This window comes from Synechococcus sp. R55.7 (assembly GCF_047461955.1).
Classification (GTDB): Bacteria; Cyanobacteriota; Cyanobacteriia; order Thermostichales; family Thermostichaceae; genus Thermostichus.
Genome location: NZ_JANSIC010000007.1, coordinates 18,275 through 20,845 on the forward strand (window position 1 = coordinate 18,275; position 2,571 = coordinate 20,845).

Sequence of the window (2,571 nt, forward strand, 5' to 3'; positions counted from 1 at the left end):
GGCTACCTCAAAACCCAAGGGCGACGGGAACGAGAGCACTTCGAGCAGGCCTGTCAGGCAGTGGAGGCCCGCTACCCGGAGGTCAGAGGGGTGCTGCGGGAAATGCGGGGCAAATGGGGGATCCCGTGGGCCGACCAGCAGAAGCTGTGCTACCATCCCCGTCTGCTCAATGCCGGTTGGCTGGTGGAAGACCTGGAGCTGGACGAGGAAACGCAAAGAAGCTACCGGCAGGACATCGAGACGCTTCTAGGCCGCTACTACCCCAGCGTTAACCCCGCCAGTTGGTACGTGCTGGCTGCCGGGGATGGGGACGACATGGGCAAATGGCTCAGGGGCGAGAAGATGAAATCCTACTACGACTATCTGCCTCAACCCCTACAGCGGCTGGCCAACGGGCAAACGGAAGCCATTGGCGAGGTCTTTGGCAAGGACAAGGAGGAGCTGGAGCAAGTCAAAGACGCTTTTCAGAAGTTTGTCAAAAACAGCCGCAAGCGCATGGGGCCTGCCACCCACAGCGCCCTAAGCCGCGCCCTGCTGGATTTTTCCGGCCAGTTGGTGCCCTACCTAACAGAGCAACGCTATGCAGGCAAGCTCATCTACGCCGGTGGGGACGACGTTTTGGCCTACACCAACCTCTGGGAGTGGGATGGCTGGCTGTGGGATATTCGCCAGTGTTTCCGGGGGGGAGAGGATGACTGGCGGGAGTTTGAGAACCTGGGGGACTACTGGCAGTGGAAAAAAGGGCGGCCTCCCGAAGGTTTGAGCCGGCGCCCCCTCTTTACCCTGGGATCCGCAGCCACCATCAGCTTCGGCGTGGTGATTGCCCATCACTCGGTGCCTCTGGCCATTGCCCTGGAAAACCTTTGGCAGGCGGAAGAAGAAGCCAAGGGCCACCTCTATGCCCATGGCTGCCCCAAAGACAGCGTGCAGGTGCGGGTGCTGTTTGCCAATGGCAACCAACTGGTGAGCACCAGCAAGTTCGACACGTTCGACAAGTGGAAAGACCTCCTTGATTTTGACTGGAAGCTCATGGGCCAGCAGCAGGATCAAAGCTCTTTGTTTGAACAAGCGGCCCAGCTTTGGGAGCAACACCCAGCTCCGAGCCTAGAGGCAGTGCGCGAGTGGGCCCGGTTGTTCTGCAGCCGCCGGGATCTCTTCAAACAGGAATCGGAGCAGAAAGAGCACTTCCAGAACAAGCTTGTGGAGTTTATCCAGCATTTTTGGCAGCACAGCCTGCCCGCCCAGCCCCAGGAGTGGGATCTGGAGATCAAAAACTGGTTCAAGCTGGCGGCTTTTGTGCTGCGCAACCGCACCGTGAAATTGGGGAGGAACGGCCGATGAGTTGGTTTACCCTATCACCCTTGGATGTGTGGATGTTTCGGGATGCTAAGCCCTTTGCCCCGGGAGAGCGGGCCTGGGCCAACAGCAGCTTTCCCCCTAGCGGCCATACCCTTGCTGGTGCTATCCAGGCTTACCTGGGCCAGCCCTTGACGCTGCGGCTGCGGGGCCCCTTTCTCTGCCACGACGAAAGGCTCTATTTCCCCGCCCCTCTGCATCTGGAAGACGGATTCCCCCTTGTTCCCGTTCCTTGGTTGGACAAGACGGATCCCTACTTCGATTGCCGCTGGGATCCCACCCGGCCAGCCCCGTTGGTGTCCCTGAGGCCAGCAGAGGAGGAACCCGAAGGCAGCCAGAGCAGCAAGAAGAAGAAAACAGGAGGCTACCTGCCCTTCGAGGTGGTGCAAAAGGCGCTGGAAGGCAAAGGCTGGGATCTCAGCCAGGCCGTCAAGCCGCCGTTGAAGTATGAAGTACGGCCCCACAACACCCTGCAGGTGAGCAAGCGGCAAGTGCGAGAAGCCGATGGCTACTTTGTGGAGACCTGCATCCGCCTTCAGCCGGGCTGGAGTTTGGCCCTTTCCATCGAGTGCTGGGATCCCGATCGCGAAGCCTGGGATCCCCTACCCCTTACTCAGGAAGCAGTGCTGCGGCTGGGGGGAGAAGGCCACTGCGCTTTGCTGGCCCCCTGTCCGAAGCTGCAGGAGCAGTGGCAGCAGTTGCAGGACCTTTCTCAGGCCGCCTTTTGCCAAGCCGGACGCGCTTTGGCCTACTTGGTGACCCCAGGTGTGTTCATCAAAAAGGTGGACGGGCGTTCCCTCTGCCGCGCCTGGCCGTGGGAATGGCGATTGGCCACTCCCCACCCCGCCCATCCCCTCACCGGCCCCTTGGTGAGCGTGGCCACCGGCAAGCCCGTTGCCATCAGTGGACGCCTGCGGGTGGATCGCCCCCCAGAGCAGCGGCAGATGAGCCTGCCCGCCCCCCAAGTTTTTGCCGCGCCCCCTGGCAGTATCTACTACCTGGAGCAGCCGGCCCCCCTCAACCAAGAAGAGCCCGAGCTAGAAGATGGCCGGCTCAACGTGTTCCACCGCTGGCGGCTGTTGGGCTATAGCGAGCTCCTATGGCTGCCTTGGGCCAACTGAGTTTTGCTTTCAGTCCTTGAATACTTACTCGCAAAAGGAGCCCATCCATGACTTTTCAGATTGCCTACCTCCATCTATTGACTCCCCTGCACAC

2 protein-coding genes are annotated in these 2,571 nt (G+C 60.6%); both read left to right on the forward strand.

The annotated features are described in order from the left end of the window. Positions 1-1,341: type III-B CRISPR-associated protein Cas10/Cmr2 (gene cas10 / locus NW820_RS00975; protein ID WP_414406436.1), on the forward strand; the 1,341-nt coding region annotated here is incomplete at its 5' end. Next, positions 1,338-2,477: a type III-B CRISPR module-associated protein Cmr3 gene (locus NW820_RS00980; RefSeq protein WP_414406437.1), complete on the forward strand. Its 1,140-nt coding sequence runs from the start codon at positions 1,338-1,340 to the stop codon at positions 2,475-2,477. The genes cas10 and NW820_RS00980, both read left to right, overlap by 4 nt. Positions 2,478-2,571: the final 94 nt, after the last annotated feature.

Coding starts and splice junctions, on each gene's coding strand:
- NW820_RS00980 (WP_414406437.1), top strand. CDS start 1,338: ATGAGTTGGTTTACCCTATCACCCTTGGATGTGTGGATGTTTCGGGAT.